This window comes from Edaphobacter sp. 4G125, from assembly GCF_014274685.1.
Classification (GTDB): Bacteria; Acidobacteriota; Terriglobia; order Terriglobales; family Acidobacteriaceae; genus Edaphobacter.
Genome location: NZ_CP060393.1, coordinates 2,846,562 through 2,871,850, shown reverse-complemented (window position 1 = coordinate 2,871,850; position 25,289 = coordinate 2,846,562). Strand labels below are relative to the sequence as shown.

Genomic DNA, 25,289 nt, shown 5'->3' with positions numbered 1-25,289 from the left:
GAAAGATTGTGCCCTAGAAAAATTCTCTAGATCCGGTAAGGAGGGAAATGGACCGCAGATCATTTGTTCAAGGAGTTCTTGCAACGGGGGCTATGCCCACTATAGGTGCGTTCGGGGTTGTAAATGACACAGGGAAAATCGCAAAGCTTGCTCCGTATCACGGCGTTCCGACGTTCGATCTCTCTGCGGACATCTCGCGTCAATGTGTAGTGGCGCAGGGAACAAAAGATATTTATCAGGGTCATCCCACAACGTTACTTGCTCTCGATAAGAAGACGATATACGCAGTGTGGACGATCGGACATGGCGGCACCTGCGGTCCATTGAAGAAGACAACTGACGAAGGACGCACGTGGAGTGGGCTACTGCCTACTCCTGCCAATTGGACTGTGGCCAAGAACTGCCCGGCGATCTATCGGCTGCCGCAACCAAAGGGCGGATCGCGAGTCTTTGTATATGCGGGCAATGGTCCTGACAAATGTATGCAGTATGCAACATCCGATGATGATTGCGTGACTTGGTCGCCGATGCAGTCGAACCATCTTAAAGAGGCGGTGATGCCCTTCTGCTCCATTGTGCCGATTGATGGTGGCAAGCGCTTGCTGGGATTAAGCAACATTCGTCGACCAGATGAAAAGGTAGAACAGCGTTCCAACGTCCTTGCGTCAAGCATCTCTGAAGATGGCGGCGTGACTTGGGCTCCATGGCGCGTAATCCTCGACATCCCGGGGCTTAAGCCATGTGAGCCCGCGGCATTTCGTTCGCCGGATGGCAAACAAATACTCTGCCTGATTCGCGAGAATGTGAAACGCGTAGCACTCTACATGACTAGCGAAGATGAGGGCAAAACCTGGTCTAAGTACAAACCGTTGCCGCCGGGACTGTGGGGTGATCGTCACATGCCACGTTATACCGCCGACGGACATATTGTCGTCACGATGCGTGATACTGGCGCTGAAAGCCCAACAGGTAAGCATTTCGTCGCCTGGATCGGACGGTATGAGGACATCCTCAGTGGCAAAGACGGCCGGTACCGCGTCAAGCTGCTGGAGAGCTACCACGGTGGTGACTGTGGTTATTCAGGGCTCGAGGTGCTGCCAGATGGAAACCTCGTTGCGACAACGTACATTCAATACCGGCCTGGACCGGAGAAGAACTCCGTCGTCAGTGTGCGTTTCCGTCTGTCAGAACTGGATGCTGCTCTGCGCGGCTAGAAGAATGTACTTTTAGTTCATATCGCGACTGAGCGCGTTGGGCGGCAGCAAGAATCATCCAACCAGTGACATGAAAGAGGCTTGCCGCAAGAAAGACTGGACGATAACCGGCGGTGGCAATGATATGTCCGGTAATCAGCGTAAAGAACATGCCGCCGAGACTTCCGCCCAGGGCTGAGAAGGCAAGCACTCTGCCGATGATCTGTTTTTCTGCGCTTTCAGAGATTAGCGCGAGTTGGTTAGCCATCCACCAACTCTGCGCGGCGAAGGCGAGAGCCATTAACGCAATGGCCATTGCTGCCGTGTGCGCAAGGACAACGGCAGCAGTCGAGGTCATTAATAATGCAGCGAGCAACAACATGCGTTTGCGGGCTATGGTGACGGGCAATCCATGTCGAATCAGCCAGTCTGAAACTGCACCGCCGCCGACCCCGCCGCAGTCCGACGCGAGAAAAGGAATCCACGTTACGGCGCCAAGCGCTGCAAGCGAGAAGCCACGCGACGACGACAGATAACTCGGCATCCAGAAAGAAAAGAAGTAAGTGACTGAGTCCGTAAGAAAACGCATCAGAAAAAATCCGATGAATAATGGTTGCAGCACAACCGTATAACCGACATGAGTTTTTGCATGACTTTCTACGATAGCAGTTTCACGTAGAACGATTTCACGTTCCGCTTCGCTGATGCATGGATCTTCTTTCGGCCCGTGATACCAGATGTTCCATACAAATAGGAGAACGAGCCCGGTCAACGCAGGTGCAATAAATCCGCTGCGCCATCCATAGTGTAATGCGAAGAGTGTCACGATCGGCGGTGCGAGTATCGCTCCAACGATATTGCCGTTCGTGAAGATCGCAGCGCTCAACCCGCGCTCACGCGCAGGTACCCATTCTGCCAGCGCTTTGATGCCAGCGGGGCTGGTGAAGCTTTCTCCCAAACCGAGCAAGAAGCGAAGCAGCAGGAGCGAGCGCCATCCTGTGGCAGTTGCATGCAAAATACTTGCGATTGTCCAAAAGAGCAGTGCCGCTGCAAGCGTTTTCTTCACGCCAAACCTATCGAGCAATGCTCCAGAGAAGAGATATCCCAGTGTGTACGCCGCAAGAAACGCCGTGACGATATAGGAGTATTGCTGCGGCCCAAACTGCAGGGTCTTCTGCAGCGTCGGCGCGAGAACGGAGAGCGTCTGCCGGTCAAGATTGTTGACCACCGAAAAGAGAAACAACAGAGCAACAATCTGCCATCGCCTGTGCGATCGTACGAGATGGAGAAGTCGGGCGATCACGATATGTCTTCCACCCTAACGTGCGTGTGCGTGCGGATCACCATCATCCAGATTCAGTCCCTCAGGCCATGCTGTTTCGATACCTTGTTCGATAATGGAAATCTGAAACTTGCGGAAGAGGTCGCGAGACGCGTGGACTTTCTCCGGAGTGGTGTTATTGCGCAAGCAGTAAATAACTAGCAAGCCTGCCGCTTCACCGATGTTCCACTCCACAGGATGTAGGCGATAGCAGCCGTTCGTAATATGGGTGGTGCCGATATTTTTGGCAGCAGGCAGCAAATTCTGCATACGCATTGGCACCAGCGCTCCCAACGGAATGCGAAAAGGCTGCGACGGCACGTCAATATAGTTATCTCCTCCCGTTGAGGGATGCAGGTCGATGCGATAGTAGCCCAGACCGATCGAATCTTCATAGCGTTCAGCAAGCATGTCGTTCGGGCGACACTGTGCGGAAACATCTTGCTCTACGATGGTCTGTTTGGCAACAATGCGACGTGACTCACGAATGTACGGCGCCATCGCAAGTCCATGCGGTGTGCCAGTAATGTCGCCCCGCAGACGCAGCCCTGGCCAGCCTTTTCCGCCATCGGGGCGGGGTGCTTCTGTCTGTAGCCAATAGACCATCGACAAGCTCAACTGTCGCGCCGCTTCGATATGCCGGTGCCGTTCTTCCTGGCTGCAGGAGAGAATGTCGGCTTCCATGTAATCGATCATGGGCCAGTTCACCAGGCAGAGATCACTGGGGAAGATGCCCTCCATAAATTGTGCGCGGTCGATGATACGCCGGAACGCCCAGAGCCCGGAGAAAAGCCCGGGCTTCTCGCGATGCGGATTGAAGTTGTAGTGCATCGTTTGCATTGTGCGGGGGTTCAGACCGTTCCAGGAAAGCAGTTTACCGGGCCACGGCGGTGTAAGCTTTGGTTCGTAGTTACGCCAATATTCGTAACCTTCGGGAGGTGCAGCGATATTGTTCTTGTCGTCTGTTTCATCCAGGACGAAACAGACTGAGATCGATTGCACGTTGCCAGGTCGATAGCTTTCTGAAGCACTCGGCTCGTTAGTCATCGCGCGCGACTCGCTTCCGCTAACGTATTCCATCTCGGCGAGCGGCAGGGCATCTCCGTTCTCGGTGGCATCGAGAAAATATTTACCGCGCAACTCCGTTGCTTCACCTCTCACGGTGCGGACGATTGCAGAATGAACATGATCATCATCGTCTTTTCTGATCGACAGCAGCTCACATCGCGTCAGCAGGAGCAATCTCCCTGAAGAGAGATAGGGTTGCAGCATACGCTGCAGTACTGACAATGCGACGCGCGGTTCATGACACAGCGGCGACACCCATCCGTTGCCGGGGTTCAGTCGCGGCTCATCACGGTATTGCGGAAGCAGCGGGTAATACTGACGATACACATTGCGAATCTGTTCGCGAAATTGGCGATATCGCGCTGTGCAGCCGAAAGACTCAATCCAGCCGTGTTCGTCAGGTGGGACAGCCTGCGAGGTGAATTGACCGCCAATCCACTCGAACTCTTCCGTCATGATGACAGAAAACCCATTTTCCAGGATGGCCAGCGCTGCAGCGCATCCGCCTGTGCCGCCGCCCAGAATGACGATATCAGCTGAGTGGTTCCGGGGAATTGCAGAATTCATCGCAAAAGCTCGTTTTAGTATGTTGTCGACAATCCGACAAAATCAGGCTACCATAAGAACGACGAGTTAGGGGTTAGAACAGAATGAGTACACTTCGGGGCGTAATTGTTCCTGTTGCTGTTCCAGTGGGAAAAGACTACAGCGTCGACCCTTCAGGGCTCGAGAGACTAGTGGAATTTCTTATTGGAAACGGCGCGCACCAGCTATTTGCGAATGGTTCCATGGGGGCGTTTGCCATGCTCCCGGATGCGACGCAGGAAGAGGTCGTAGAGCGCGTGGTGAGCATCGCGAACGGGCGTGTTCCGGTGCATGGCGGTATATCGGACAGCGGGTCGACACGTGTGATGGAGAAGATTCGCACCATCGGCCGGCAGCCTGTAGATAGTCTCATCCTTCTGCCCCCGTACTACTACATCTATCAGCAACAGGAACTGATCCGGTTCTTTCTCAATGCAGCTGATCATGCTGAGAAGCCAATCGTCCTCTATGACAATCCGCGGCTTGTGTCGAATTCGCTGAGCGTGGAAAGCATCGTTCGTCTTGCGGAACACCCCAATATCATCGGTATCAAGTTCAGCGGGACCGATGTTTCCCGCTGGATGGATTTGTTACGCGCACCTTTGCCGCGCCAGCGTTTTGCGCTGATCAGCGGTGCGGGCAAAATGACGAGTCTTGCACTGCAGCTTGGCTTCGACGGCATTACCGAAGGTCTTCACAACATCATTCCCGATGTCGCTCGTCAGATCTACGATACGGCGGCACGCGGCGATTACAAGGCCGCAGACCTCATCCAGCAGAAAATTAATCGTTGCTTCCGTATTCTGGAGGTCGATGGCGGTTGGCGTGGATTAGAACTCTCATTCCAATACATGGGTATTGCCCGTCAGGCTACAATTCATCCCTTCGACACGCCCATGGAAGAGAAGAAGCGCCGCCGGGTGCTGGAGATGCTGGAACAGGAGGGTATCTTGAAACCGTATGTGAGTTTGCTTACCGATGCTGGTACAGAAGATCCCTGCATGCGTTCTATTGCTTGACAGACATTGCAACTTACCGAAACATAACCTCTATGGCATCCAGAAAAACCGGCATTACCTTTGAACCCGTCCGCCGCGAATCGACGCGGGAAAAGGTCCACAGCGCAATCCGTAGCGCGATTCTTGATGGCAGGCTACGGCTCGGACAGCGTTTGACCGAGATTTCACTGGCGAAGGATTTTGGGGTAAGCCGCGCGGTGGTTCGCGAGGCATTGCAAGAGCTGGCGCATGACGGCCTCGTAGAGCAGAATGCGTATCGCGGCAGCAGCGTCGTTTCCCTAACGCCCGAGCAGGTAGATGAAATTATCAGTACACGTGTCCTGTTAGAGGCTGAGGCCGTTCGTCTAGCGGTGAAATCGATCACTGCGGCCGATGTAACGTATCTCGAAAAGCTCACACGCCAGATTCACGATGCCCGGACTGACCCTGATGCGACTTCGGAACTTGATCTCTCATTCCATGAGAAGCTGTGGGAGCTATCGGGCAATGGCACGCTGCAGAAGGTCCTTTTGCAAATCACGGCACCGCTTTTCGCAATGGGCGCCATCATGCGCCATGCTGAACGTACCAATCGTACTCCACTGCGTAAGACAATTCAGCGCAGCAGTCACGCCGCTTTGATGGAACACATCAAGTCACGTAACGCGAACAAAGCTGCTACAGCGATCCGTGAGCACATTGAAGCGAATTGGATGCTCATTCGTTCGCATCTGGAAGAGTATCTTCAAGCTGAAAGCAAGCCATCAACAAAACTACGCAATACGACCTCTTAAGGAGAAGGGGCGCGGCGTTATGCTGGATCATCTCCTGCCCTACTTAGTCAGACTGCCGATCCAGGTTGCAAACGGTGGCAATGTGAAACTGACACTCATGTTGCTTTTGAGTTCGCCCGCACTGCTCATCAGGGTCTTTACATGCGAACCACTGACGCCGTGTTTCGCTGCGTCGAGCGTGATTGATTGCGGCTGCGCCGTAAAGTTCATAGCAACAAGTGTCGAAGGCGCCCCTTCTATGTGACGGGCATAGGCCAGCACAGCGGGATGGTCGGCATTGAGGATAGTGATGTCGCCACGATGAATCGACGGCACTGTGCGCCGCATTGCGATGAGTTGCTTATACCAGTTGAGCAGTGAGTTGGGGTCCTTTAACGCTGCTGCAACGTTCACAGTGGTGTATGAAGGCGGCAGGGGGAGCCATGTGGAAGCAGCCTGGCTGAAGCCGGCGCTGGTGCTCGCGTCCCATTGCATAGGAGTGCGTTCGCCGTCGCGGCCCTTCTGCACAGGCCAGCCATAACGGCCGATGGGGTCCTTCACGTCTTCTTTTCGTTTGGGGGGCGTGGTAACCATTCCAAGCTCTTCACCGTAATACATCATGGCAGCGGACTTGGTTGTTAGCAGCAGTGCTGCTAACAGGCGCGCGATCTGGGGATTATGTACGCCGTCACCATAGCGGTCGAGACTGCGCGGACGATCGTGATTATTGAAAACGAAGAGCGGCTGATTGCCATCGAGATGGAATTCGGCTTCGGATAGCAGGTGGCGAAATTGCTGCAGATCCATCTTGTCGATGAAGCCAAAGGCAAGATCCATTGGCAGTTGCAATTCGTCATGCTTTGCGCCTCCATACCAGCGCGAGAGCTCTTCGGTGGGCAGGCGCGTTTCTCCTACGAGGACAATGTCTCCAGGGTAGGTGTCGGTGAGCCTGCGCAAGCGGCGCATTACGTCATGCTCTCTTGGCAGGTTGGAGTAGTAGGAGTTGTCCTGTAGTTGATCGCCGTAAGAGTTGTGGCCGGGGAGCAGTTTAGCATCGCGCAATTGCGGATCTTCAAACAGTGCTGTCACGGCATCAAGACGGAAGCCACCGACGCCCCGGTTCATCCAGAAGCGGAAACTGTCGAATACCGCCTTCTCTACTGCTGGGTTCTCCCAATTAAGATCAGGCTGCTCAATGTAGAAGTGGTGCCAATAATACTGTTGAGTTTTCGGATCCCATTGCCAGCCGTTGTGGCCGAAGGAACTGATCCAATTCGTTGGCGGATTATTGGGCGGCGTACCATCTAACTTGCCGCCGCGCCAGACATACCAGTCGCGCTTCGGATTGTCGGTCGAGGAGCGCGATTCGATAAACCAGGGATGCTGGTTCGACGTGTGGTTCATCACCATATCAAGAAGAATATGGATATCGCGCTTCTTCGCTTCTGCGACGAGGCGATCGAAGTCTGCCAGCGTACCGTATGCAGGATCGATGGCGTTATAGTCTGTTACATCGTAGCCAAAGTCCACCTGCGGCGATGGATTGATTGGAGTCAGCCAGATCGCGTCGATGCCAAGGGTTTGTAGATAATCTAACCGCTCTGTAATGCCATTCAGGTCGCCGATCCCGTCGCCGTTGGAATCCTGAAAACTGCGAGGGTAGATCTCGTAGATGACCGCGTGCTTCCACCATGGATCGGAAGCAGCTTGGGTACCTCGCGCTGAGACAGTGGAAGCGTGGTACGACTGGGCGACGAGGGTTCCCGAGAAACAACCAATTATTAGCACACTCAAGGTGAACGATCGAATCAAATGCATTCAGGGTCTAGTCCTGCACAAAACGAGATAGTCGACAATCTACAATTAATCTTTAAATAGTGTCAAGGGCTGACAATTTTTGGAGCTACGCTGACTCCTATGTAGGCTCTCCCCGCCAAACGGCTGAGAAGTCAGCTTTTCTCGAATTTTCCCTCCGCACCTACATAGAGCGCGTGCTTTTTGCAGCACCGTGTAATCTGAATACCTACTTTTCAATGTACTCATCTGGGACGCCGCCATCTGGATAACAGGCAAGCGTTGCTCATTGAGCGCTCATATCTAGAAGATCGTATTGGACTTACAGAAGCACAAGGAGCTTCCAATACGCGACCATTGTGGTTGGAACTCAAGTTATTGAAGATAAATAATCTTTCAAAAACTCGAAGGTCTTTGGGAATCCAGAGCAATCATTGATTGCCTTCTCTCGTCGACAGCATGAGTTAATCAGTTTGTGTCATTTTTTGTCGCCCATCGCCATGATGTATCCCAACCCCAGTGCTTATAGCATTTCCGTGCGTTTCACAACTCGCGTGAGATCCTAGTTGACGATGAGGCATGCCAACCCTCTCGCAGGCAGCGCAACCTAACACTACTGAGGATCCTCGACCAACTCGGTGGTTGTAATCTGTAGGGCGCGGCCGTGGCCTCCGCGACCCTCGGGAAGACGCCACTCGAACTCCAATTCTCCTAATGAGGTTAGGTTAGCTGGAATCGAATAAGTCATCTCGAGACAACCGTCAGAGCTGACATGGCACGTTCCTTTGACAGGGATGTGATTGACGGTGAGCTTTAGGTCGGTGATGTCCTTGGCATAGGTGACGTGGAAGAGGTAATTCGTACTCTTCTTGAGAGTGTGATACTTCATCTTCATAGGTGCGTCATAGAGGCTACCAAGGTAAGTCCTTTTGCTGATCGGAAGAACCTGATCGGATTGAAGCGATTTGATAACTCCAGAGTAGATTCGTTCGTTGAGTACAGGGCTATCGAGTGCGGGAGGTTGCGGCAGAATGTGGGCTTGGTGTCCTGGTTGGCCAACATCATCGTAAAGCGTGGAGGTTGGTGCGACCGTATCGAGGATCTCTTTTATGGCGGCGGTGCGATCAGCTCCGGATATAACCTCTGCATTTTTCAGCTTGCCAAGGATCCAAAGTCTGTCGGTGATAGGTTCATCGACAGAGTCAGCGTTGGCTCCTCGATCCACCGATGAGGCATGGTGGCGGGTGACAGTCAATTGCATGTGGATGGAGGTAAAAAGATCATCGGCAAGCTTTTGAATCTGTTGACATAAGTTGGAGACGGAACACTGAGGCGGTGTTTCGATCGCTGCTTCCGCAGCGGCGATGTTCTCATTGGTATTTGAGGGATAGGCGGAGCGCAAGATTTGGATCGCTTCTTCTTGAGCTGAACTTTCGCTCCTCAATCTGTGCTGAACGTATGTGTCATAGTAAGCGCGATAGAGAAGCTGTTGAAAGCGCCAGTTAGTTTTGAGGCCGGGATATTTAGAGGCGAGCACCTGGAAGGCAGCCAGTGAGGGCTCAATGCTCGGATTGTTGCGTGCGGAGCCGCGCCAGTTTTCCTCTAACCCATGAATGGGGGCCAGAAGTTCATCAGGTAGCGCTGGCGCAAGGAAAAGACGAATGTATTGTGCGAGTATGTCGTCGGCGGTTTGCTTCGAGTCCCATCCCCATCCTGACCATAGAAACTTATTGATGTCATCGTTGACTCCTTCGGAGTAGGTTACGAAGCCGATGCTAGTCTTCAAGTCGCTATGGAAGATAAGGCCTTCATCAACTGGGCGTGGATTGATGGGCTCGCGACCTTCGGTAAGTGCGAAAGCTGGATCCCAATTCGGTACCGGCTGCTCGGATGATGCCGTGTGAGCGATGTCAGGATAAAAGCGAATGGGAATAAACGACGGAACCTGCGCGCGGAATTCGGCTGGAGTCGGGCGCATCTCGGACCCATAGACGACGCCAGTGAGCCATGATGGGCGATCTCTCAGCAAGGAATAGAACTGTGTAAGCCACTCCTCGCTGAAGGCTTGTGGCGAGACCCACATCTCAGCGTGAGGATGATATTTGTGTAGCTCAACCCCGACGCGCTCGAGGAAGTGAAAGAGAACTTTGGGAGCAGTGTGTCCGGGATCACCTCCTGGGACAAAGATAGCGTCGACCTGTGGAAGACTCGAAAAAACGCTGCTCCACTCATGGATGGAACGCTCCAATTGCGCCGGATCGGAGTAGTCCTTCTCCATTGCAGGAAACCAAATGGAGCAACTGATCCCATAGTGATTGATGAGAGCGGAGAGCTTAACCATCATCTCCATCGGCGGTTCGGGAAAGAGAGGGCTCATCGCCGCATCGTCAGAGTGGGGAGGGATCAATTCTATGGTGTTTGTGCCGAAGAGAATAAGATCGCGAATGTATTGATCAAATGCCTGAACGTTCCAACCGTCGTAGGTGTTGTTCTTGGGACGATAACCGAGCTGATGCCCACGCACACTGTATTCCGGCTCCTGGTCAGTATCGAACAGATTCTCTAAAGATACGGCTTGTGGCTTCATATCTAGATGGCGCAGAAAGTAGCCGACTCCGAAGAGCACGCCTCGTGCGTCATTGCCTGCGATCACGACAAAGCGTTTATCTTTGCCAAGAACGCGAATGGAGAAGCCTTCGGGTTTGGCGGTCATGGGGACGTGAGGCATCGCCAGATGTCCCGCTGCCAAAATTCCGGCTAGATGTGACTTTGTGGTGACGATGACATGGAGCGAGTTTGTATTGGCAACTTCAGAGGAAATGGGCCACGCGATATGCGTTCGCTTTGAAACCTCTTCACTTAGAACCTGCGCTGCGAGCCTTTCGTGAGCATCTGCCAACGGAGAGAGTATGATCCGGTTGTCGGTCAGCCGCTGTGCCGCAACCGGTATAGCTACGAGCGACAGACTGACTATAACGGGAGCAAAAAGTAGAAGATGTGGCGCTCTCATTGCGAACAATCCAATCATAGTGTGAGTTATTTCTAGCTTGGAATGGACCGTGCCCCGATTAGGTTGGGAGCACGGTATTGAGGAGTTAGTGCGAAAGATAGGCGCTTGCCGGCATTGCAAGCGCTTCTTCGAGAGTGATGCGCCTCTTCTGCCGATAAGACAGATTTGCCATGTGCACTCCGAGAGCAGACCGGTAGCCCAACTCTACAGAAGCGGCGGGTTGCTTGCGGTCGCGGAGACGGGCGACCCAGTGAGCCATATGATTCTCGCCGGGGTTTTTGCCAAGTAGTGGCGTGCCATTGGGGTTATTGAGTGTCTCGGGATAGTAGCGAACTGGCCCAGGGGCGTTTTCTTCGCTCTCTTTATCCTGGCTCGTATCCGCAGGTCCGGTGATCATATTATTCGAGCCACTAAGGTGCTCAATCGTTCCATCGCTTCCAAGGAAGCGTTCTCCCATACCGTAGAATTTATTGTTGAAGACAGACTGCCAGACAAAGACAAAATCGTTTGGGTATTCGATTGTGACCGAGATCGTATCTGGTACTTCACGTCCATCCCTGACGGAGAAGATGCCGCCCGTCATGGCTGCGGCTTTGGGAAGAGGCAGGTTCATAGCTTCGATCACCCACGCAAGCTGGTGGACCATGTTTTCCGCGGTATTCCCGCCGGAGAAGCTCCAATACAGCCGCCAGTTGATGAATTTCTCGGCGTCGAAGGTTTCGAGCTTACGGCCATCGAGAAAGAGCTTCCAATTGACATTGGAGGCGGTGCACTCCTTGGGGATGGGGCGTCTCCACTGTCCGACACCATGCTTCGTGTTACGGCTCATCCAGGATTCCACCATGGTGATTTTGCCGGTGAGCCCATTCGCGATCCAATCTTTTGCATCGAGTAGTGAACCGGCCGTAGCATCTTGAAGCCCGATTTGAACAATTTGCTTGGATGCCTTTGCAGCTCTCAGGCAGGCCTCAGCTTCGGGAATATTCCAGGTCATGGTCTTTTCGCAATAGAGATCCTTGCCGGCCGAGAGTGTATCGAGAAAGTACTTCGAGTGGACATGAAGCGGTGTTGCATTGATGACAGCGTCAATGTCCTTGCGATCAAGAAGACGGCGAGGATCATCATAGGTATCAATGAATGGATAAGTGTGCTTCATCCGCTCGCGGTGGAGTGAGAAAACATCGGCAACGGCAGCACATTCGACATTGTGCTGACGAAGAGCGCTACGCAAGTCTTCTGTTCCTCGCGATCCGGCACCGATGAGGCCGATACGGATGCGATCGTTAGCGCCTATGATACGGTTGGTTTGGCCGAGCACGCGATGGGGGAGGGCCTGACTGGCGGCAGTCGCGGCGATCCCGGAAAGAAATTGACGACGTCCGATACTGTTTGCTTGCATAAGATCATTTCTCCTGGTTGATGGAGTGGCGGTGTGTGTTTAGAGCTGGAGAACGCGAGAGCAAGGAATCTCCGCTTGGCGAAGTGCAGATTTGAGACCGTCCATACTTTTCTGTGTTGCTTCTTCTTTGGTGCCTGGACCACGCCAGTGCGTCTCAAGGCTTACGCCGAGGTGATATCCCGCAGCAGCGAGAGCGCGAAATTGTCCGACCCAATCCATGACGCCCCCACCGATTGGCGACCAGACGTAGGAACCATTCTTGCGAACTACATCTTTGCAGTGCACGTGACCGATACGATCCTTTGGCAGCAAAGACCATCCCTGAGGGAAAGGCTGCCCGCCGACCGCAGCCTCATTTGCGGGATCCCAGTTCAACATGAAGTTCCGATTGGGTACCGCCTTCAGAACTTCTATAGCTTGTTCTGCAGTTTGGGTGTTGCAACTCTCCTCATTTTCGAGGACGAGAATAACCTTATGCTTCTCACATTTTTCGGAGGCTTGTCGCAGTTTTGCATTGATGGCATCGCGATAAGGCTTTTGGTCCTTGAGCGCCAGAAAGTCAAAGCAGCGGATGCGCTCCGTATCGAGCTGTTTGCATAAAGAGATGCAACGCTCGAGAACCTCATCCTGCTGCTTGAAGCCAAATTCATTGTCGAAGGATCCCCGGTCGAGCTTCCCGAGTTTGTTGTCAGCCTGGTCAGAGTGTGGCCAGGGAACTTTGAAGAGAGGGCTGCCTAAATTGGTGATCTTAAGCTGATTCTTTTTGAGAATCTTCTTCGCCTCTGCAATCTCCTTCTCGTCGAGAAGCGTAATGTTTTTTCCCCAGAGAGTTCGAATCTCAACCCACCCCAGCCCCATCTGCCGGGTGGCCGTCTCGCAAGCTTCTCCGAAATCCTGGGAGATTTCATCAGTGATGACCGCCATGCGAAAGGTACATTCAGTAGGAGAAGCGACAAAAGAAGCTGCTGGCAATGCACGGCGCATCGATGTGACCGCGGCGGTGATCGCGGTACTATGAAGAAAGAATCGTCTTGAAATCCGCATTTCCACTCCTGAAAATAAAATTGGTGAAGCTTCGTTCTTGAGAATGTAAGTACCGATTATTCGTGGAGTAAAGAAGTGATCCCCGTCGAAGATTCGGTGTCGAGATACAGAGTTGCGTTCGGATGAGTGCCAAGAATGGTTGCAGGACAACCTGGCGTGATCGGTGCGTCGAAAACCTTTTTGACAATTGCTGCTTTACGCTTGCCGGGAACACCGGCGATCAACATGGGAACTCGCATGATCGCGGGAACAGTTAGGGTAAGCGCACGAAGGGGAACGTCGGCAATACTGTCGAACCAGCCTTCGGCGTATTGCTGCTCGCGGCACTGATCGTCAAGATTGACGAGACGGACATCCTTAGGATCATTGAAGTCGGCCTCCCATGGATCGTTGAAAGTCAGGTGGCCGTTCTCGCCGATGCCAAGCAGGCACAAGGAGGGATTCACCTCGCGAAGCCTGGCAGCGTATTGCTCCGCAGTCTTATCGGGATTCGAAGAGGTTCCGTCCAGTTCATAGAATGCCTTCATCTTCGACAGAGGAAGCGCCTCCCGAAGATAGCCTCGAAACGAAGCGCCATGTTCCGGTGTGAGGCCAACATATTCATCCAAATGGAAGCCGATAATCTTATGCCATGGAAGGTCTACTCGCTTCCGGAGATGGCGCAGGGTTTCGAACTGAGAGGCGCCTGTTGCGAAGATGACGCCAAACGTTTCGCGGTCACGGGCAAGCCGCAGGATCTCGTTGGATGTTTTGTCGGCATCTGCATTTCCTAAAATACAATTGTCAACATATGATTCGACCAATAGAGTGCCCTGTTGTGACGTTTTCAAAGGGTGTGTCCCTTCACTTCTTTCGTATGAGGAGTGCCAAAGGAGCACTCGCGGATTATTCAGAACCCTTCAGCTTCCTGAACGGAGCTCCCGGCAAGAGTCCCTTCGAACGAACTCCGTTGGAATGACAATCTTTTGCGGCAGTGTGTTGGGGTGGGCGATGCGATTGAGCACTGCCTCCACCATCTTTTTCCCAATCTGTTCCGGAAACTCTCGAATGGTGGTCAAGCCTGGATACAGCCAATTGCCTACCGTGTCGTTGCAGCCTGCGACGCTGATGTCTTCGGGAATACGAAGACCGCTGTCGCGTAGAGCACGGTAAACGCCATGGGAGGCAAAATCGCTTCCACAGAAGATCGCTGTAGCGTTGCCGTTCGCTAGGATGGACTTGGTACCCAGGTAGCCGATCTCAGCGTTGTCCTGTGAATCGATCGATGAGATCTGGGGTTTGAGCTGCGCCTCTTTCATCGCCTGTTCATAACCCTCGTAGCAGCGGGCATACCACGGCAGCCGTATATTGCCGACATACCAGATGCGTTCATGACCGCTATTGATGAGGTATCGCGTTATGTCGTAGCCGCCCTGAACGTCGTCAGAATAGACCATGTCAGGCTTGAGCTGAGGCGGCGTTCCCAGGACGTTGTTTCCTAATGTGACGAAGTTGACGTTCTTGTGAACGAGCAGTTCCATGAGATTGGCGGAGTTGGTCCCAGCGAGTAGCACGGCACGGACTACATCGTGCCGTTGGACGACGCGAGGGAGATGAAGTTCCTTCCAAGGCACATGCGGGGAGTAATTGAAGGAGAGAAAGATCATCTCCCATCCGTGTTCGGCGCATGCAGCCTCCGCGCCCATCAAAATGCGGGTGTGAAAGGCATCATGCATCGTGCGATTGCATAACAGAAAGGCAAGGGATTTTTCTTTTTGCGACTTCGATAGATCGAAGCCAAGCGCATTGGCCGCCTCGAGGACTGCATCTCTCGTTCGATCGTCAACTCTACGACTGCCACTTAGTACCCGGGAGGCACTCGAGATACTGACGCCTGCGCGGACAGCCACATGTTTAAGGCCAACTTTACCCGCATCTGCCGGTTTGGCTGACTTTGTCCTGCGTTTCATTGCTATCTCCACTCCATCGGCTCACGTGAATAATCGGCAGTGTAGCAGCGAGTAAAAAACCTTGCCAAGAGGTATCCATAATTTGCCGTAAAACGGCACATTAAGAGTGGATGCCAGATGAATAAGACTCGAATATCCGCGATAACCGAGGCATTTGACTCTGGGTGTATTGGAAAATTTGCCAATTTATTAGGAAAAATAATTTTGACAAATGCATGATGAGTCGTTATGGTTTCGATTCAGCCGACATATGAATTTGTATTGTCGACACATGGGAATACTCGATGCAGACATTGGAATCCAGAAGAACGGACAAAAAGCGTCAAGGACGCATCCGCTGGGGTATTGCGTGGACTCTGTTCCTCTCGACCGTCATCAACTACATCAGCCGTCAGAGCTTCTCGGTGCTGTCTCCTGCAATCTCGACTCAACTGCATTTCACGCATGAGGACCTAGCCAAGATCTTTGGGGCGTTTCAGTTTGCGTATGCTTTGGCCTGGCTGGTCGGTGGTCCCATCCTCGATCGAATAGGAGTGCGGAAAGGGCTGAGCTTCGCGGTCATTCTTTGGTCCGCGGTGAATGCCCTGAGCGCGTTTGTGGGATCTGTTACGGGGTTTGTCGTCACGCGCTTTCTTCTTGGAATAGGAGAAGGGTTCAACTGGCCAGGGGCATCGAAGACGGTCGCCGAGTGGTTTCCCGACGAGGAGCGCGGCATGGCTGTTGCGATCTTCGATAGTGGGTCGAGTATTGGTGGGGCATTGGCATCGATAGCTTTGCCTGTCATTGCATTGTGGATGGGATGGCGTTCTGCGTTTTTCTTTACGGGATTATTAGGGTTTCTATGGCTGGCCCTGTGGCTCTATGTCTACCATCCGCTCGATGCGCATCCGCGCCTCAGCGAGGGAGAGAAGCAGGTGATTCTGACTGGGCGCTCAACCGCCCATACTGCGGACCGGGATGTCAGCTGGCTACGTCTGCTCGCAAACAGAAATGTGTGGGGCATCATCCTTGGGAGATCCCTGACCGATCCGATCTGGTGGTTCTATGTCTTCTGGCTGCCACAGTATCTCTCCGATGCGCGGGGCTTTTCACTCAAGCAGCTGGCTGCGTTTGGCTGGATTCCTTTTGCGGCGGCAGACCTTGGAAACCTGACGGCCGGTTATGTCTCGGCATTTGCAATTCGCCATGGTATTCCGGTGTTGCGCGCCAGGATTCTTATTTGCATCGTCAGCTGCATTCCCATGCTTGCAGGTATCCCGGCTGCTCGAACCTCAAGCCCGTCGGCTGCAATGGCTTTGGTCTGCATCGCGCTATGGGGATTTGCGAGTTGGTCCACGATGGGACTCACTTTCCCTTCAGACTTGCTGCCTCAGGGCGTTGTAGCCACTGCTACAGGTCTTAGCGGTTTTGCCGCTGGGCTTGCTGGCACAGCATTCACCATTCTCGTGGGGAACACGGTTAGCAAGTTCGGATATACACCCGCATTTTTTGTCGCCGCGCTAATGCCTGTACTGGCGACTGTAAGTGTCGTTGTGCTTTTGCGATCGCCAATGACATATCCAGAGATGATGAATCCGTCCTGAGTGACGGTCGCACCCGGCATGATGTGTCGGCGATTTACCTGTAAGGCACCAGAATTTTGAGGGAGAAAAGGTATGCTCATTCAACGAATTTCCCAGGCCCTATGTATTTCTATGGCATTATTGGCGACTGTAGCCTATGGTCAGGCTGTCAGTGGAACGATCGTCGGTATTGTGCAGGATCAATCGGGAGCTTCCATCCAAAATGCGAATGTCACCATTACCAATGAAAAAACGAATGTGTCTCAACAGGCGATCACCAACAGCAGCGGCAACTATACGTTTCCAGGCACGCCCCCCGGAGAATATCGAGTTACAGTCGAGAAGGAGGGATTCAAGAAGCAGGCGTTAGAACATGTCGTCATCTTCGTCAATTCGACGACTCGCGCTGACGTGACTGTCGTTCCCGGTAGTGTGTCAGAGACGATTGATGTTTCCGCGGCACCCGCGCAATTGCAGACAGACCGCGCCGACATTACCACCAATATTGAAGATCGACAGATCGCAGATCTTCCGATAAGCGGAACGCGCAACTATCAGCAGCTTTTGAATCTTGTGCCTGGTACAACGCCGGTCCGCTTTGAGAACTCACAGTTCTTCAACGCGGTCGGCGCCTTACAGACACGAGTGAATGGTATTCCCCGTCATGGAAATCTCTACCAGATCGAAGGTATCGATGATACGAATCGGACTGGGCTCTTGCAGTTCATCATTCCTCCGGCAGATGCCATCGGTTCCGTCGACATTTCGACCAATAACTATGAAGCAGAACTCGGTCGTGCAACTGGTGCTGTTACCAATGTCATATTGAAGTCCGGTACGAACCAGATTCATGGCTCTGCCTTTGAGTTCATTCAGAACAACGCAGTGAACGCACGTTCCTACTTCGGTGGGCCGCTTGGTCACCTTGCCTACAACTACTTCGGTGGAAGCCTGGGTGGGCCCCTCGTTCATAACAAGCTCTTTCTGTTCGGAGACTATCTTCGAACAACGGACCGTGAGGCCATCGCCAATACATTTACCATTGTTCCCACTCAGTTTTATACCCCGAATGCGCAGGGCAATATCGACCTGAGCGGGCCTCTTGATACCGCAAAGAAGACTGGCCAGATCTATGATCCGGCAACCGGCAATGCCGATGGCACGGGACGGCAACCCTTCGTCAACAATCAGATCCCGATCAGTCGTGTGAACCCGATCTCGCTGGCGATTTTGCAGCAGATGCCAAAGCCGAATCAGAATCTGACGAACCTCGCGGCGCCAACAAACAACTACGTTATCAATCTGCCGTTTACCAAGGACACACAAAGCTTCGACCTAAAAGGGGATTACAGCTTAAGTGAGAAGGATCGCCTCAGCGCTCGCTATAGCTTCCAGCGCGTCACGATCATGCAGGCTCCTGCGTTTAGCTCCTTTGCAGGAGGACCAGCCGGAAATGGATTTCAAGGAACAGGCGTTCAGAACTCCTATAGCACAGGCGTGAACTACGGCCATGTCTTTTCTCCCACACTCTTCACGGAGACGCGCGTTGGCGTTGCCCACCTTATCAATCGGGCGCGGCCTACAAACTATGGCTCTGACGATGCCACTAAGCTTGGCATATCGGGTGTGAACATCTCAGGAATTCCTTTTACTTCCGGCCAGATCCAGATCAGCCTAGACGGTTTTTCGAATCCGGCGTTTGGCTATTCAAAATCGATTCCATGGGATCGCTCGGAGTCCAATATTGACTTTGTTAATAGCTGGACGAAGGTCCTACATAACCACACAGTAAAGTTCGGCGTAGATCTTCGCCGAGTTCGCGACGATATCTCTCAGTCACAGACCTTCGGTGGTCCGGGCACGATCGCTTTTGTCGGCAATCAAACGTCAACGAACGTATCTGGCGCTGTCAACAATGTCGCGAACACGATGGCCAGCTTCCTGCTTGATCTTCCAAGCTCCGTTGGACGGGATATTGTAAATCCGACGCGCTATCGCCAGTGGTGGCTCTTTTCATTCATCAGCGACAAGTGGCAGGTGGCCCAAAAACTCACGCTCGACCTTGGGCTGCGCTGGGAGTTTTATCCGCCGGCGACTCCAGCAGAAGCGGGCGGTTTCTCCAACTACAATCCAACAAACAATACGCTGGTCCTGGCTGGTATTGGCAATAATCCAGCGAATCTCGGAATGAAGACGCAGTATCGGTATTTTGCTCCGCGCACAGGTTTTGCTTATCGTGTGTCGGAAGCAACGGTGTTTCGTGGTGGATATGGCATTAGCTACATGCCCTTTCCAGATGATAGCTATGCGTTCAACTATCCAGTGCGATCGAACAATAGCTATACACCGGTAGGAAGTACCTCCTATACGCCCGCAGTCCTGAGCAATGGTCAGGTCGCGACGTTCCAGGCCGGCTTTCCGGCGCCCGTGCCAGTTACCATCCCAAGCAATGGCATCATTCCAGCCAATACATCAGCTCTCACGCAGCAGGCTTACAACGTAGTTCCTCTGGATTATAAGAACCCTTATGTGCAGTCGTGGAACGTCGCCGTACAGCAAGCGCTGCCGTGGAAGCTATCGCTGCAACTAGCGTATGTCGGCAATCACGGTACTCGAATGGCCACCCAGCAGGATATGAATCTTCCCTCTACATATGGAGGGGGAAATACCTCCAAGCCGTTATATGCTCCATTTGGCCGTACGGCAACGACGACAATCATTACGATGGGATTTTCCTCCAACTACAACGCGCTGCAGGCTCAACTTGATCGTCGCTTTTCCAATGGCATTGCGACATCGACCGCATTTACATGGGGGAAGGGGTTAGGTTATGTCCCTTCGGACGACTCGGCGCTTCTGTTCAATGTCAACAAACGCAGAAACTATGCTCCAAACGACTATGATCGCCGTTTGACGCTGGTTGAAAGTTTCACCTATGCCTTGCCTTTCGGCTCAGGACATCGTTTGGCGTCATCCCGAGTCTCATCGCTGGTCTTCGGGGGCTGGAAACTTTCAGGTATCGTTTCGTTGGTTTCGGGTTCTCCCTTCACCCTGACAGCTAATGCCACCAGCCTCAACACTCCAGGTACAAGCCAGACGGCGAGCCTGGTAGGGCCGTATCGTGTGTTGAAGGGAATCGGAACCGGATCCGCCTGGTTTGATCCGACTGCATTTGCTCAGCCGACGGGGTGCCCGTCGTCTCCATGCACTGACGCAAATGTCGGTCTGGGGAATACGGGACGCAATCAGTTCTATGGTCCCGGTTATCTCCAGAATAATTTCTCGATCTTCAAGTCATTTCCTTTCATCCGGGAGTCGAAGATCGATGCTCGGCTGGATGCATTTCAGCTGAGCAACACGCCGCAGTTCAGCAATCCCAACTCGACATATTCCGCCAGTTCGTCATCGACCTTTGGAAAGGTGACAAGCACGGCAAGCTCGGGCCAGGGAAGTGTAAATGGCATCGGTGGTGGTCGTTCCATGCAAGCATCCTTGAAGGTTTCCTTTTAGGAACCTGAGCGCCCGCAAGAAAGCGGGCGCTCAGAGTATTTATTAACCGTGTTACCGATGGAGTAGAGCCATTCATTACACAAAGCAAGGTATAAGTCGAATCAGCTAATTCGTTCCACGCTGAAATCTTCGCAGGTCATGAACGAAAGTTAGAACTAATTGGAAATGGTTCATCATTTGTTGAACCACAGCCTCCACCGCAGCTTCTGCCTCGCCGGTACCTTCAGCCCCTCACGGCGCCGTTCAGGGCTTAGAAGTTTCCCGAGGTCACATCCTTCAACACCAGCACCTCAAGGTTAAGGTTCGCCACGATCACCCCCACTGGTACAAAATTCGCCGGCACTCCAACCTGAAACCTGAGCTCCGCAACCTGAAGATCGTGCGTGCGATGAACAAGGGGAAGTTCCACACCCCGAAGTACCACCGCGCCAATCGCCCCATCCGGCTGACGGAGGCAGATGTCGAACGTCTGCTCGCCCTGAAGGCACGGATGAAGGCGAAGGATGAAGACTGGGTGTTTCCCAATCGCATCAAGAATGCGGGCAAGAAGATGAAGCCCGGTCCGATCTGGCACGAGACTCTCATGTCCCGGCGCATTCAGCCGGTGGCAAGGGAGCTTGGACTTCCACATATCACGTGGCGTCTTCTCCGACACTGGGGAGCGACACAGATGGTGGCGGCTCGTGTGCCCATCAAGGCAGCGCAGGAACGCCTTGGGCACTCGCATCCCGACCTTCTTCTCAAGGTCTACGCCCATGTCCTCGATGAGTCGGCGGACATGGCGGCAGAGACGCTGAGCGGGCAGTTGAGCGGCAGTTTTTCTGCCGCGCGATCTGCCCAACTGGCGGACTTATCAAGGGTTATTCGCTAACTGGCAACCATATTGGAAACAATGCGAATTTACTGCCTCGATAAATCGCTCTAAGTTGTTGAGAAGATTTGGAGGCGCGGGTCGGGATCGAACCGACGCATAAAGGTTTTGCAGACCTCTCCCTTACCACTTGGGTACCGCGCCTCGATGGGCCGCTTACTCTATCCAGCCCTGCAGATGGTAGGGAAAGTGTAACGCAGGCAGGGTTGTTTTGGAGCGGGAGACGGGGGTCGAACCCGCGACATCTTCCTTGGCAAGGAAGCACTCTACCACTGAGCTACTCCCGCTCGTACATGACTAAGTATAACGAGGGACGAACGTTGGGTCAAACAACCACGTGGAGGTGCAAATCCATGGAACGATATAGGTATTCTTTAATCTGGAAGTCGCTGTTCGAATGCAATGCGTGGCCCTGCTGCTGTGTTTTTACGATGCAGTACAACGTGTGGAGTAATCAATAAGACAAGCTCACTTGTATCCCGTTCCGTGGTCTTATCTGCCGTTGCTGTCTGAAACCCCGGAAGCTCGCTCAGGATAGGCAGACCACTTACTGCAGCGGATTCGGTGCGGGAAAGCGAACTCGCCAGGAGGGTACTCTCTCCATCGCGCATCGTAATTGTAGAAACGTACTGGCGGCTGTTCAAAATAGGAAGATTGTTGAGTGAACCCCCTGCAAGGGCCTGAATCTTTAGATCAAGCTGGATACTGACCGCCCCTGATCGTTGTACCGTGGGGGTAGCTTTCAGAATAAGGCCTAAATCTTCAAACTGAATTTGTGGGATCGTCACCGTGGAGGCTTGATTGAGCAAGCTTTGTGCGCTTACCCCATTAATCGTCACGCCAGCCAGGGAACTCGGAGTGCCCGCGGACCCGGTTGTATAAGTCGAAGTAATAATCGGATACCTCATCCCGGAGCGAAAACTCCCGGTTTGACGATCTCCAAGACGAAGTTTGATCGTATCGAGCGCGCGGGTATCGCTGGAATTGAGTGCAAGTTTGAAGGTGGTGCTGGCGTTCGTCGTGACTCCCGTCATCGTAAGTCCTCCGCCGAAAAAGCCGACGGTATTTGCGAGGAGAGAACTTTGAACTAGTCCCGATGAGATCAGGGCCAGTGCAATTGTAATGTCATTCGCATTTGCTGGAATCAGTCCTTGTGCGATCGCCTGGTTGACGAGAGATTGGTTCGAATTCACAAGATCTCGGGCCGCGCTCTCTACGTTGTAAACGCCAATCTGTTGCGGTAACTGTGTTCCGATGTCTCGTTGCCGGGTGCGATCTACCATGTAGAGATTAATGTCGACCACCACCTCGGCGCTGCCGTCGACTATGTCCGAAAGGACCTGATTGATCACCGAGAGAGTGCCTTCCGGGGCACGGATTGCAATCGTCCCGCCATTGCTCTGAATGCTCGCCTTCTTGACATCGAAGGTGTTCTGAATCAGGGTCCCGATCTCTTGGATCTGATCCGGAGGCAATCCAGGGACGTAAATCGTTTCCTGTAACTGACGTTCAAATCGAGCGCGATTTTCAGGAGTATCTTTAGCGACGATGACAGTATGAGCATCCAACGACGTCGCAAAGGAGTGGTTCAGATCCAGAACAACGGACGACGCTTGCGCATAATCAACATCATCCAGATCGACTCGGACATTTTGATGTTCTACGGAATCATCAATAGCGGCGCGAATGCCGTAGAGAGAAAACACCTGTTGAAGGACTTGATGGGAGTCCCCGCGTAGATGAACAGCGCGCTGACCGGAAGCGGGGAGTAAGGTGATAGGGCCTGCGAGAACTGCTGACCGAAGTAAGCCTTCATCGTGAGCTTGTATTTCAGGATGAAAACCAGGAGAGGGCTTTGCTGGATCCGTATGCTGCGTCAAAATCTCATTTTCCGGATCGAGCGTGTGGGCCTCGGCGAAAAGTTTCTCCGCCTTTTCAGGGTGACCCAGCATGCGGGCTTTGCCTGCCTGTTGAACGAGTTCCGTAAGCCGATGTTCACGAGCCAGCGCAATAGCTTGGGCATAATCCGCTCGCGCTGGATTCAATTGTGCAGCCTTACTGAATTGAGTTTCAGCGACGGTAAAATTTCCCCGGTCGAGGGCCCGTACCCCGGTCAGGTAGGCGTCCTCTGCCTTTTGTATCTGCTGTTTGCTGACTGCTGGTGCAGACGGAGTGGTCGGAGGAGTTCCGGCAGGCACCTCCTGAGCGCAGCTCGGGATCGCCGAACTCATTGCAAGCCCTGCAAGAATGCCGAAAATGGAAGCCTTTTGAAAAGAAAGAGACATGGACAACGGATTAGACGAAGTTCAGCCTAACGTGTACCTGTCGCGCTACGGGTAAGGTTCGTGACGATACTCTGTACGCTTGGGCGCTCGCTTACAGGAGGCCGTCGGATTCCTGTGCGGATCTGGGCCGAATCCATCTCAAGATCCGCCAGGGTTCGGCTCAGGGTATTGCGATGCATTCCCAGTTCTTCAGCAGCTTTGCACTGGTTTCCTTTGTGTTGAGCAAGGACCTCAAGAATATAGCGGCGTTTAAACTGACGAACGGCGTCCGAGTACGAAACCCCCGCGCTATACATCTGGATGACAAGGCTGTCCAATTCTCGCTTCAAAGGCTTACTCCTCGCTGGCCGGTTCTAACTGTGACGTTCTTTCATTGTGACCCTGGGGGTGCGATTTGATCCAATCGGGTACGTTGTGCTTGAGTTCGGACCCTCCGTCCAGAATGAGCTGTTCAAGGTCGTGGGGTACAACGAAGGATATCGCATGTGCCCCAGTAAGGAAATAGGGGGTGAGAAAAGAATTTTTAAGCCATCCAGTGTCAGGAAGGAAGGCCGTTAGGGCCATCAAAATAGCAACTCCGGTGAGGCAGCCGCGAGCCATGCCAAAGGCTGCTCCACCTAGGCGGTCTAAGAATCCCAATCCAATGGCGTGGGCTGAAGAGTGAAGCGCGCGGCCAAGAAGAGTTGCCAAAATCATCACTGCAACCGCGATAAGGAGGAAAGCGGATACTTTTGCGACCCCAGGATGCGGAATCATTCCAGCCAGGCTGGTTGCTACAACCTGGTAATTCCACGCCGCCAAAAGAATGCCGCAAAGCAGCCCGCCTAGCGAAAACAACTCCAGAATGAGCCCGCGAACAAAGGCATGAACGGCTGAGACACCGACAATTGCGATCAGCAGCCAGTCCAACGGATTCAGGGAGTTCATAGCTCGGTGCGACCTGTAATCAGGCGATAGGCTTCAAGATACTTTGCGAGCGTGCGTTCAATCACTTCTTCAGGAAGAGAAGGAGCCGGTGCCTGTTTATTCCAGCGAATCGACTCAAGGTAATCTCGCACATATTGCTTATCAAATGAGGGTTGTGCGCCTCCCGGAGCATAGCCTTCCGCTGGCCAGTAGCGCGATGAATCGGGTGTCAGAACTTCATCTGCCAACACGATCTCCCCATCGATCAAGCCAAACTCGAACTTCGTATCCGCAAGGATGAGGCCTCGACTCTCTGCATGGCGAGAAGCTTTTGTGAAGATCTCCAACGTGAGCTGACGTAGTGCCTGGGCATAATCTGTACCGATGGCCGAAACCACATCTGCGAACGAGATATTCTCATCGTGACCGCCGGTATTGATTTTGGCGGCCGGGGTAAAGATCGGTTCCGGCAATCGGTCAGATTCGCGCAGACCGGCAGGTAGTTTGATCCCGCAAACCGCTCCGGTGGCCTGGTAATCCTTCCATCCCGAACCTGAGAGATAGGCGCGGACAACGCACTCGACTGGAAACATCTGCGCCCTGCGAACCACCATGCTTCTCCCTGCAAGTTGATCGAGATGAGGAGCGAGCAGGGAAGGAAACCGTATTGGATCTGCCGTCAGGACGTGATTCTTTACCGTGTTCTTAAGAAAGTCGAACCAGAACAGCGAAAGCTGCGTCAGGATCTTTCCTTTATCTGGAATGCCGCTGCCAAGGACATGATCGAAGGCCGAGATCCGGTCTGTTGCGATGAAGAGCAACTCTTTTTCGCCGAGCGAATAGATGTCGCGGACCTTGCCGCGCGCGATAAGAGGAAGTGAATCAAGATGAGTTTCTGTCAGTGCGGTTTGCATCACTCTTTGACGGTAGAGCATTTCTCCTGAAGGTGTAAACCAACGCCTCAATGTTTGCGCCGTTTTCCCGTGAAGAAAACGGCTTTCATTGGCTCTTCCAGAACCGC

General features: G+C 53.1%; 18 protein-coding genes and 2 tRNA genes. 6 read left to right on the top strand and 14 right to left on the bottom strand.

The genetic code is table 11. From position 1 onward, the window contains the following. Positions 1–47 precede the first annotated feature (47 nt). On the top strand, positions 48–1,214 hold the full coding sequence (locus H7846_RS11985) for a sialidase family protein (protein WP_222597496.1): 1,167 nt from the start codon (positions 48–50) through the stop codon (positions 1,212–1,214). Here H7846_RS11985 and H7846_RS11980 read toward each other — a convergent pair. Both H7846_RS11980 and H7846_RS11975 read right to left on the bottom strand, forming a co-directional pair. Further along, positions 1,165–2,496, bottom strand: a complete 1,332-nt coding sequence (locus H7846_RS11980) for an MFS transporter (RefSeq protein WP_186692366.1) — start codon at positions 2,494–2,496, stop codon at positions 1,165–1,167. The genes H7846_RS11985 and H7846_RS11980 overlap by 50 nt on opposite strands. Before the next feature lie 15 nt (positions 2,497–2,511). Continuing rightward, positions 2,512–4,149, bottom strand: a complete 1,638-nt coding sequence (locus tag H7846_RS11975) for an FAD-dependent oxidoreductase (RefSeq protein ID WP_186692365.1) — start codon at positions 4,147–4,149, stop codon at positions 2,512–2,514. An 83-nt stretch (positions 4,150–4,232) separates the two neighbouring features. On the opposite strand from H7846_RS11975, the gene H7846_RS11970 reads away from it, so the two are divergent. Then, positions 4,233–5,186 carry a dihydrodipicolinate synthase family protein gene (locus H7846_RS11970; RefSeq protein WP_186692364.1) on the top strand — a complete coding sequence of 318 codons (954 nt, stop codon included), beginning with the start codon at positions 4,233–4,235 and terminating at the stop codon, positions 5,184–5,186. A 32-nt stretch (positions 5,187–5,218) separates the two neighbouring features. Beyond that, entirely contained in the window at positions 5,219–5,959 is a 741-nt protein-coding gene (locus H7846_RS11965; protein WP_186692363.1) for a GntR family transcriptional regulator, read from the top strand. Between the two features lie 39 nt (positions 5,960–5,998). On the opposite strand, the gene H7846_RS11960 is transcribed toward H7846_RS11965, so the two are convergent. The 6 genes from H7846_RS11960 to H7846_RS11935 form a co-directional block, all read right to left on the bottom strand. Further along, entirely contained in the window at positions 5,999–7,756 is a 1,758-nt protein-coding gene (locus H7846_RS11960) for a glycoside hydrolase family 13 protein (protein ID WP_186692362.1), read from the bottom strand. Positions 7,757–8,345: 589 nt separating this feature from the next. After that, positions 8,346–10,742: a hypothetical protein gene (locus tag H7846_RS11955; RefSeq protein ID WP_186692361.1), complete on the bottom strand. Its 2,397-nt coding sequence runs from the start codon at positions 10,740–10,742 to the stop codon at positions 8,346–8,348. A gap of 85 nt (positions 10,743–10,827) precedes the next feature. Further along, positions 10,828–12,141 (bottom strand): Gfo/Idh/MocA family protein, encoded by a 1,314-nt coding sequence (locus H7846_RS11950; RefSeq protein ID WP_186692360.1) that lies wholly within the window; start codon positions 12,139–12,141, stop codon positions 10,828–10,830. 39 nt (positions 12,142–12,180) lie between these two features. After that, the gene (locus H7846_RS11945) at positions 12,181–13,185 is read right to left on the bottom strand and encodes a sugar phosphate isomerase/epimerase family protein (protein WP_186692358.1); all 1,005 of its coding nucleotides are present in this window, start codon (positions 13,183–13,185) and stop codon (positions 12,181–12,183) included. Positions 13,186–13,241: 56 nt separating this feature from the next. Beyond that, positions 13,242–13,988 (bottom strand): 6-phosphogluconolactonase, encoded by a 747-nt coding sequence (locus H7846_RS11940; RefSeq protein WP_255460600.1) that lies wholly within the window; start codon positions 13,986–13,988, stop codon positions 13,242–13,244. 96 nt (positions 13,989–14,084) lie between these two features. Beyond that, the gene (locus tag H7846_RS11935) at positions 14,085–15,134 is read right to left on the bottom strand and encodes a LacI family DNA-binding transcriptional regulator (protein WP_186692356.1); all 1,050 of its coding nucleotides are present in this window, start codon (positions 15,132–15,134) and stop codon (positions 14,085–14,087) included. A gap of 284 nt (positions 15,135–15,418) precedes the next feature. On the opposite strand from H7846_RS11935, the gene H7846_RS11930 reads away from it, so the two are divergent. The 3 genes from H7846_RS11930 to H7846_RS11920 all read left to right on the top strand — a co-directional run bounded on the left by H7846_RS11930 (position 15,419) and on the right by H7846_RS11920 (position 21,077). Continuing rightward, positions 15,419–16,717: an MFS transporter gene (locus H7846_RS11930; protein ID WP_186692355.1), complete on the top strand. Its 1,299-nt coding sequence runs from the start codon at positions 15,419–15,421 to the stop codon at positions 16,715–16,717. 72 nt (positions 16,718–16,789) lie between these two features. Next, positions 16,790–20,206, top strand: a complete 3,417-nt coding sequence (locus H7846_RS11925; protein ID WP_255460599.1) for a TonB-dependent receptor — start codon at positions 16,790–16,792, stop codon at positions 20,204–20,206. A gap of 388 nt (positions 20,207–20,594) precedes the next feature. Beyond that, positions 20,595–21,077 carry a tyrosine-type recombinase/integrase gene (locus tag H7846_RS11920; RefSeq protein WP_186692354.1) on the top strand — a complete coding sequence of 161 codons (483 nt, stop codon included), beginning with the start codon at positions 20,595–20,597 and terminating at the stop codon, positions 21,075–21,077. A gap of 69 nt (positions 21,078–21,146) precedes the next feature. Here the strand turns inward: H7846_RS11920 and H7846_RS11915 are convergent. The 6 genes from H7846_RS11915 to H7846_RS11890 all read right to left on the bottom strand — a co-directional run bounded on the left by H7846_RS11915 (position 21,147) and on the right by H7846_RS11890 (position 25,203). After that, positions 21,147–21,221 (bottom strand) — tRNA-Cys (locus tag H7846_RS11915). Between the two features lie 68 nt (positions 21,222–21,289). Continuing rightward, a tRNA-Gly gene (locus H7846_RS11910) sits at positions 21,290–21,364 on the bottom strand. A gap of 87 nt (positions 21,365–21,451) precedes the next feature. Then, positions 21,452–23,308: a hypothetical protein gene (locus tag H7846_RS11905; protein ID WP_186692353.1), complete on the bottom strand. Its 1,857-nt coding sequence runs from the start codon at positions 23,306–23,308 to the stop codon at positions 21,452–21,454. An 80-nt stretch (positions 23,309–23,388) separates the two neighbouring features. Then, a complete protein-coding gene (locus H7846_RS11900) occupies positions 23,389–23,691 on the bottom strand; it encodes a helix-turn-helix domain-containing protein (RefSeq protein WP_186692352.1) in 303 nt (100 codons plus the stop codon). 4 nt (positions 23,692–23,695) lie between these two features. Further along, complete coding sequence (locus H7846_RS11895) at positions 23,696–24,289, bottom strand: CvpA family protein (protein WP_255460598.1); 594 nt, start codon at positions 24,287–24,289, stop codon at positions 23,696–23,698. Beyond that, complete coding sequence (locus tag H7846_RS11890) at positions 24,286–25,203, bottom strand: phosphoribosylaminoimidazolesuccinocarboxamide synthase (protein WP_255460597.1); 918 nt, start codon at positions 25,201–25,203, stop codon at positions 24,286–24,288. The genes H7846_RS11895 and H7846_RS11890 overlap by 4 nt, the downstream gene beginning before the upstream one ends. Positions 25,204–25,289 lie beyond the last annotated feature (86 nt).

Excerpts from the sequence above, each read along its gene's own strand:
- H7846_RS11985 (WP_222597496.1), top strand. The coding sequence starts at position 48 with ATGGACCGCAGATCATTTGTTCAAGGAGTTCTTGCAACGGGGGCTATG.
- H7846_RS11975 (WP_186692365.1), bottom strand. The coding sequence starts at position 4,149 with ATGAATTCTGCAATTCCCCGGAACCACTCAGCTGATATCGTCATTCTG.
- H7846_RS11970 (WP_186692364.1), top strand. The coding sequence starts at position 4,233 with ATGAGTACACTTCGGGGCGTAATTGTTCCTGTTGCTGTTCCAGTGGGA.
- H7846_RS11965 (WP_186692363.1), top strand. The coding sequence starts at position 5,219 with ATGGCATCCAGAAAAACCGGCATTACCTTTGAACCCGTCCGCCGCGAA.
- H7846_RS11960 (WP_186692362.1), bottom strand. The coding sequence starts at position 7,756 with ATGCATTTGATTCGATCGTTCACCTTGAGTGTGCTAATAATTGGTTGT.
- H7846_RS11955 (WP_186692361.1), bottom strand. The coding sequence starts at position 10,742 with ATGAGAGCGCCACATCTTCTACTTTTTGCTCCCGTTATAGTCAGTCTG.
- H7846_RS11950 (WP_186692360.1), bottom strand. The coding sequence starts at position 12,141 with ATGCAAGCAAACAGTATCGGACGTCGTCAATTTCTTTCCGGGATCGCC.
- H7846_RS11945 (WP_186692358.1), bottom strand. The coding sequence starts at position 13,185 with ATGCGGATTTCAAGACGATTCTTTCTTCATAGTACCGCGATCACCGCC.
- H7846_RS11935 (WP_186692356.1), bottom strand. The coding sequence starts at position 15,134 with ATGAAACGCAGGACAAAGTCAGCCAAACCGGCAGATGCGGGTAAAGTT.
- H7846_RS11930 (WP_186692355.1), top strand. The coding sequence starts at position 15,419 with ATGCAGACATTGGAATCCAGAAGAACGGACAAAAAGCGTCAAGGACGC.
- H7846_RS11925 (WP_255460599.1), top strand. The coding sequence starts at position 16,790 with ATGCTCATTCAACGAATTTCCCAGGCCCTATGTATTTCTATGGCATTA.
- H7846_RS11920 (WP_186692354.1), top strand. The coding sequence starts at position 20,595 with ATGAACAAGGGGAAGTTCCACACCCCGAAGTACCACCGCGCCAATCGC.
- H7846_RS11905 (WP_186692353.1), bottom strand. The coding sequence starts at position 23,308 with ATGAGTTCGGCGATCCCGAGCTGCGCTCAGGAGGTGCCTGCCGGAACT.
- H7846_RS11895 (WP_255460598.1), bottom strand. The coding sequence starts at position 24,289 with ATGAACTCCCTGAATCCGTTGGACTGGCTGCTGATCGCAATTGTCGGT.
- H7846_RS11890 (WP_255460597.1), bottom strand. The coding sequence starts at position 25,203 with ATGCTCTACCGTCAAAGAGTGATGCAAACCGCACTGACAGAAACTCAT.